The organism is Micrococcus sp. HMSC31B01 (genome assembly GCF_001816085.1).
In the GTDB taxonomy this organism is placed as follows: Bacteria; Actinomycetota; Actinomycetes; order Actinomycetales; family Micrococcaceae; genus Micrococcus; species Micrococcus luteus.
This window is the reverse complement of sequence record NZ_KV825039.1, coordinates 1-6,276: the sequence shown is the minus strand read 5'-3', so window position 1 is coordinate 6,276 and position 6,276 is coordinate 1. Positions and strand designations below refer to the sequence as shown.

Annotated in this window: 4 protein-coding genes; 3 read left to right on the top strand and 1 reads right to left on the bottom strand. The window is 71.4% G+C overall.

Features of this window, described 5'->3' with window-relative positions:
• The first annotated feature begins 306 nt into the window (after positions 1 to 306).
• Positions 307 to 1,329, top strand: coding sequence for a class II fructose-bisphosphate aldolase (gene fbaA, locus HMPREF3105_RS04215; protein ID WP_041103616.1), 1,023 nt, complete (start codon positions 307 to 309; stop codon positions 1,327 to 1,329).
• A 59-nt stretch (positions 1,330 to 1,388) separates the two neighbouring features.
• Here fbaA and HMPREF3105_RS04210 read toward each other — a convergent pair whose 3' ends face one another.
• Complete coding sequence (locus HMPREF3105_RS04210) at positions 1,389 to 2,855, bottom strand: helix-turn-helix domain-containing protein (protein WP_044658650.1); 1,467 nt, start codon at positions 2,853 to 2,855, stop codon at positions 1,389 to 1,391.
• Between the two features lie 268 nt (positions 2,856 to 3,123).
• On the opposite strand from HMPREF3105_RS04210, the gene aceA reads away from it, so the two are divergent.
• Together aceA and aceB are read left to right on the top strand one after the other, a co-directional pair.
• Positions 3,124 to 4,431, top strand: coding sequence for an isocitrate lyase (aceA, locus tag HMPREF3105_RS04205; protein WP_012750705.1), 1,308 nt, complete (start codon positions 3,124 to 3,126; stop codon positions 4,429 to 4,431).
• 33 nt (positions 4,432 to 4,464) lie between these two features.
• Positions 4,465 to 6,228: a malate synthase A gene (aceB, locus tag HMPREF3105_RS04200; RefSeq protein ID WP_080772563.1), complete on the top strand. Its 1,764-nt coding sequence runs from the start codon at positions 4,465 to 4,467 to the stop codon at positions 6,226 to 6,228.
• Positions 6,229 to 6,276 lie beyond the last annotated feature (48 nt).

Here is a 6,276-nt window from a genome sequence, read left to right as displayed (position 1 = left end):
GCCGGGGCGGACTCCTGGGCCAGGGCAGCGTGCGGCGCGCCGAACCCGGCGACGACGGCCACGGCGGCGGCCAGGGCGAGGGGGCGGGAGGGGCGGCGTGCGGGGGCCATGGCGGTCTCCGGTCTCTCGGATGTGAATGTGACGCAGCTCACCCTAGGCCAGCGACGGGCCCGTGCCCAGGCCGGCGTCGCCGTCGGGCCCGGGGCCCTGGGGCGGGTCCGGCCGCGCGGATAGGATGAGCCCGAGGGCGGCGCGCCCGCCGCGCTCCCCCGCCTGCCCGAGTCGACGACGCCTAGGAGCTGCAGCATGCCCATCGCATCCCCGGAGAAGTACGCCGAGATGATCGACGCCGCCAAGAACGGCGCCTTCGCCTACCCGGCGATCAACGTCACCAGCTCCCAGACCCTGAACGCCGCCATCCGCGGCTTCGCCGAGGCCGGCTCGGACGGCATCATCCAGGTCTCCACCGGCGGCGCCGCCTACTTCTCCGGCTCCTCCGTGAAGGACATGGTCGCCGGCTCGCTGGCCTTCGCGGCGTTCGCGCGCGAGGTCGCCAAGAAGTACTCCGTGAACATCGCCCTGCACACGGACCACTGCCCCCAGGACAAGCTCGAGGGCTTCGTCCTGCCCCTGCTGGACGCCTCCGAGGCCGAGGTGAAGGCCGGGCGCGACCCGATCTTCAACTCCCACATGTGGGACGGCTCCGCCGAGACCCTCGAGGAGAACCTGCGGATCGGCCGCGAGCTGCTCGCCCGCACCCACGCCAACAAGCAGATCCTCGAGGTGGAGATCGGCGTCGTGGGCGGCGAGGAGGACGGCGTGGCCCACGAGATCAACGAGAAGCTCTACACCACCGTGGCGGACGGCATCGCCACGGTGGAGGCCCTCGGCCTCGGCGAGCACGGTCGCTACCTCACCGCGCTGACCTTCGGCAACGTGCACGGCGTCTACAAGCCGGGCAACGTGAAGCTGCGCCCGGAGATCCTGCAGGAGATCCAGCAGGCCGTGGGCGAGAAGTTCGGCAAGGAGCGCCCGTTCGACCTCGTGTTCCACGGCGGCTCCGGCTCCGCCGCCCAGGAGATCGCCGACTCGGTGGAGTACGGCGTCGTGAAGATGAACGTGGACACGGACACCCAGTACGCGTTCACCCGCCCGGTGGCCGGGCACATGTTCGAGAACTACGACGGCGTCCTGAAGGTCGACGGCGAGGTCGGCGACAAGAAGCAGTACGACCCCCGCGTGTGGGGCGCCAAGGCCGAGGAGGCCATGGCCGCCCGCGTGGTCCAGGCCTGCACCGAGCTGAACTCGGCCGGCAAGAGCATCGGCTGACCCCGCCGTCCGCCGCGCCGGCCCGCACCCTCGCGTGAGGGTGCGGGCCGGCGTCGTCCTCAGCCCTCCCGCTCCTCCTGGGCCTGGAGGAACTCGAAGACCTCACGCTCGTCCACACCGGGGAAGGTCTGCGTGGGCATGGCCGCCAGCAGATGCGCGTGCATGCGGGCCGCGGGCCACACGTGCCCGCCCCACGCGGCCTCGAGCTCGGGGTCGGGGCGGCGGCAGCAGCGCGGATCGGGGCACGTGGAGGTGACCCGGTGGCGGGTGTCCGCGCCGCGGAAGTACCGGGCATGCTCGAACGGGGTGCCCACGGAGAGGGCGAACAGCCCGTCGGGGCCGTTCTCGATCATCGAGGTGCACCAGAACGTCCCGTTGGGCGAGTCCGTGTACTGCGTGTGGGCGCGGAACCGGTCGTTGCGGGAGAAGGCCTGCCGTGCGCCCCACTTCCGGCACGCCTGCTGGCCCTCGATCGCACCGGTGTGGTCGGCGGGGAACACGATCCCGTCGTTCTCGTAGGCCTTGTGGATCACCCCGGTCTCGTGGACCTTCTGGAAGTGGCAGCGGATGCCCAGGTCCACGGTGGCCAGGTTGGTGAACCGGTGCGCGGCGGCCTCGTAGGAGACGCCGAACGCGTCCTTCAGGTCGTCCACGGACAGGTCCCGGCGCTTCTGGGCGGCCCGCAGCAGCGACGACGCCGCCCGCTGCGGCATGAGCAGCGCGCCCGCCAGGTAGTTCACCGCCACACGCTGGGCGAGGAAGTCCTCGTAGTCCCGCGGCTCGCCGTGGCCCAGGACGGCGGCGGCGAGGGCCTGGAGCACCACGGTGCGGCGGTCGTGGTCCGAGGAGCGGGAGCCGCTGATGTGGATGCGCCCGTGCTTGAGGTCCGTGACGGAGCGCGTGGAGTGCGGCAGGTCCGGGACGAAGCGCAGGGTGAAGCCGAGGTGCTCGGCCAGCTCCGAGACCGCGTGCAGGCCCAGCGGCCCGCCCGTGTGGCCGATCGCGTCGAGCAGCCGATGCGCCTCGGCCTCGAGGTCGGGGTAGTGATTGTCCACCGCGCGCATCCGGGCGCGCAGCTGGGCGTTGGCGCGGCGCGCCTCCTCGGGGGTGGCGGCCTGCTCCTCCAGGCGACGGCGCAGCTCGGCCTCCAGCCCCGCGATCACCTCGAGGACCTCGGTGGGGGTGCGGGGCCCGATGCGCAGCGGCGGCAGGCCGAGGGAGGCGTAGTGCTCCGAGCGCGCGAACCGTTCGACCTCGATCTCCAGTTCGGCCCGCCGGGTGGGGGCCCGGCCGGTGAGCAGGTCCTCGACCGGCACGCCCAGGACCTCCGCGATCCGCTGGACCAGCGAGAGCCGCGGCTCGCGGCGGGCGTTCTCCACGAGGGACAGGTGGGAGCCGCTCACTCCCGTGCGCTCCGCGAGCTGGTCCAGGGTGAGGCCGGCCTGCTTGCGCAGGTGCCGGACGCGGCGGCCCAGCGCGACGGTGTCCACGGTCGCGCTGTCCTCGGGAAGCGGGCGGGTCATCATGCGCGGAACTGTAGACGGAACCGGGGAGGAGATCACGTGTGACGGAAAGAAAGTCACATTCTTGACAAGCGGGGGGCCGTTGCCGTGATCCATGCCACATGGGGGCGCAAGGACTGTCACGTTCTGACCCAGTGGCAGGAACGGCCGGAGTTTCCACCGATTTTGTGCTCCAGAGGGCCTTGCCCGGGGCCAAGGTGGATGTCAACGGCAGCGACGGACACGTCGCACCGAACCCTTCACGAACCGGACCGATCCTCAGGAGGACGTCATGACCACCCAGCCCCACCACTCCACTCCCGCCTCCGCCGAACAGCTCCAGCACGACTGGGACAACAACCCCCGCTGGGCCGGCGTCGAGCGCAGCTTCACCGCCGAGGACGTCGTCCGTCTCCGCGGCCGCATCCAGGAGGAGCACACGCTGGCCCGCCGCGGCGCCGAGAAGCTGTGGACCCAGCTGAAGGACGAGAACGCCCGCGGTGAGTTCACCAACGCCCTCGGCGCCCTCACCGGCAACCAGGCCGTCCAGCAGGTCAAGGCCGGGCTGCGCGCCATCTACCTCTCCGGCTGGCAGGTCGCCGCGGACGCCAACCTCTCTGGCCACACGTACCCGGACCAGTCCCTGTACCCGGCCAACTCCGTGCCGCAGGTGGTGCGCCGCATCAACAACGCCCTGCTGCGCGCGGACCAGATCGAGCACGCCGAGGGCGTCAGCAGCGTCGAGGACTGGCTCGTGCCGATCGTGGCCGACGCCGAGGCCGGCTTCGGCGGCCCGCTCAACGCCTACGAGCTCATGAAGTCGATGATCACCGCCGGCGCCTCCGGTGTGCACTGGGAGGACCAGCTGGCCTCCGAGAAGAAGTGCGGCCACCTCGGCGGCAAGGTGCTCATCCCCACCGGCCAGCACATCCGCACGCTCAACGCCGCCCGCCTGGCCGCCGACGTCGCCGACGTGCCCAGCGTGATCATCGCCCGCACCGATGCCGAGGCGGCCACCCTGATCACCTCGGACGTGGACGAGCGCGACGCCGAGTTCATCACCGGTGAGCGCACCGCGGAGGGCTTCTACAAGGTCCGCAACGGCGTCGAGCCCTGCATCGCCCGCGCCAAGGCCTACGCCCCCCACGCGGACCTGATCTGGATGGAGACCGGCACGCCGGACCTCGAGCTGGCCCGGAAGTTCGCCGAGGCCGTCAAGGCCGAGTTCCCGGACCAGATGCTGGCCTACAACTGCTCGCCGTCCTTCAACTGGAAGAAGAACCTCGACGACGACACCATCGCCAAGTTCCAGCGCGAGCTGGGCGCCATGGGCTACACCTTCCAGTTCATCACGCTGGCCGGCTTCCACGCCCTGAACCACTCGATGTTCGACCTGGCCAAGGGATACAACGAGCGCCAGATGTCCGCGTACGTCGAGCTGCAGGAGCGCGAGTTCGCCGACGAGGCCCGCGGCTACACCGCGACCAAGCACCAGCGCGAGGTCGGCACCGGCTACTTCGACGCCGTGTCCACCGCCATCAACCCGGACAGCTCCACGGTGGCCCTGGCGGGCTCCACGGAGTCCGGCCAGTTCCACTGATCCGCTCAGCCGAGACCGCGAGGAGGCAGTCCCATGAGCCCGCAGACCACGACCCCCACCCTGCACGAGATCCATGCCGACGACGTTCGGGAGCACACGCCCCTGCCGCATGACGTGAGCACCCAGGCCATCCCCGTCGTCATCCCCGAGGGCGCCGCCCCCGTGGTGACCGTCCACGGGCCGGTCGACGGGCGGCAGGCCGAGATCCTCACGGACGAGGCGCTGGCGTTCCTCGGCCGCCTGCACCGGCTGGCCGAGGACCGCCGCCGGCGGCTGCTCGAGGAGCGGGAGTACACCCGGCGCCGCATCACCGACGGCTGGAACCCGCACTACCTGCGGTCCACCCGCCGGGTCCGCGAGGACGACTCCTGGCGTGTGGCGCCGCTGGCCCCCGGCCTGCAGGACCGCCGCGTGGAGATCACCGGCCCCGTGGATCGGAAGATGACGATCAACGCCCTCAACTCGGGCGCCTCGGGCTGGCTCGCCGACTTCGAGGACTCCTCGACGCCGTCCTGGGACCGGATGCTGGACGGGCAGGTCAACCTGTTCGACGCGATCCGCGACCAGATCGACTTCACCTCCCCCGAGGGCAAGGAGTACCGGCTGCGCGAGCGCGAGCTCACGGACCGGCCGACCATCATCGTCCGCCCGCGCGGCTGGCACCTCCTCGAGGACCACATCCGCGTGGACGGCGAGCCGATGGCCGGCGCCCTCGTGGACTTCGGCCTGTACTTCTTCCACAACGCCGACGAGCTGATCCGCCGCGGCCACGGCCCGTACTTCTACCTGCCCAAGCTCGAGTCCCATCTCGAGGCGCGGCTGTGGAACTGCGTGTTCGTGGCGGCGCAGGACGAGCTGGGCATCCCCCAGGGCACCATCCGGGCCACCGTGCTGATCGAGACGATCACCGCGGCGTTCCAGATGGAGGAGATCCTGTACCAGCTGCGCAACCACGCCGCGGGCCTCAACGCCGGCCGCTGGGACTACATCTTCTCCATCATCAAGAACTTCCGGGACCGCGGGGCCGAGTTCGTCCTCCCGGACCGCTCGGAGGTGACCATGACCCAGCCGATGATGCGGGCCTACACGGAGCAGCTGGTCCGGGCCTGCCACCGGCGCGGCGCCTCGGCGATCGGCGGCATGTCTGCCGTGATCCCGGACCGCCGGAACGAGGAGGCCAACGCCGCCGCGCTGGAGAAGGTGCGCGCGGACAAGGCCCGCGAGGCCGGCGACGGCTTCGACGGCTCGTGGGTGGCGCACCCGGACCTCGTGCCGGTCGCCCGGGAGGAGTTCGACGCCGTGCTCGGCGAGGCCCCGAACCAGATCCGCACCCGCCGCCGCGAGGACGTGGTGCCGGACGAGGCCGCCCTGCTCGACGTCGCCGCGACCACGGGCTCGGTGACCGAGGCCGGCGTGCGGATGAACATCGAGGTCGGGATCCGCTACATCGAGTCCTGGCTGCGGGGGAACGGCGCCGCCGCGATCCACGGACTCATGGAGGACGCCGCCACGGCGGAGATCTCCCGGTCCCAGATCTGGCAGTGGGCACACAACGGCACCGGTGTGCAGCTGACCGAGGGCGGCGTGCGGACCGCCAACCGCGGCTGGATGGAGCAGCTGATCCGCGAGGAGCACGCTCGGATCCTCGCCGGCCCGCTGCCCGAGGGCCACCGGTTCGAGGACGCGGTGCGCGTGTTCTGCGAGTCGGCCCTGCCGCCGGAGTACCCGGCGTTCCTCACCCTGGGCGCGTACCGCCGGCACTTCGCCGGTCAGGACGACGCCGCGGCGAAGGCCTGATCCGCCGGGCCCCACGACGACGGCCGGTCACCTCACGAGGTGACCGGC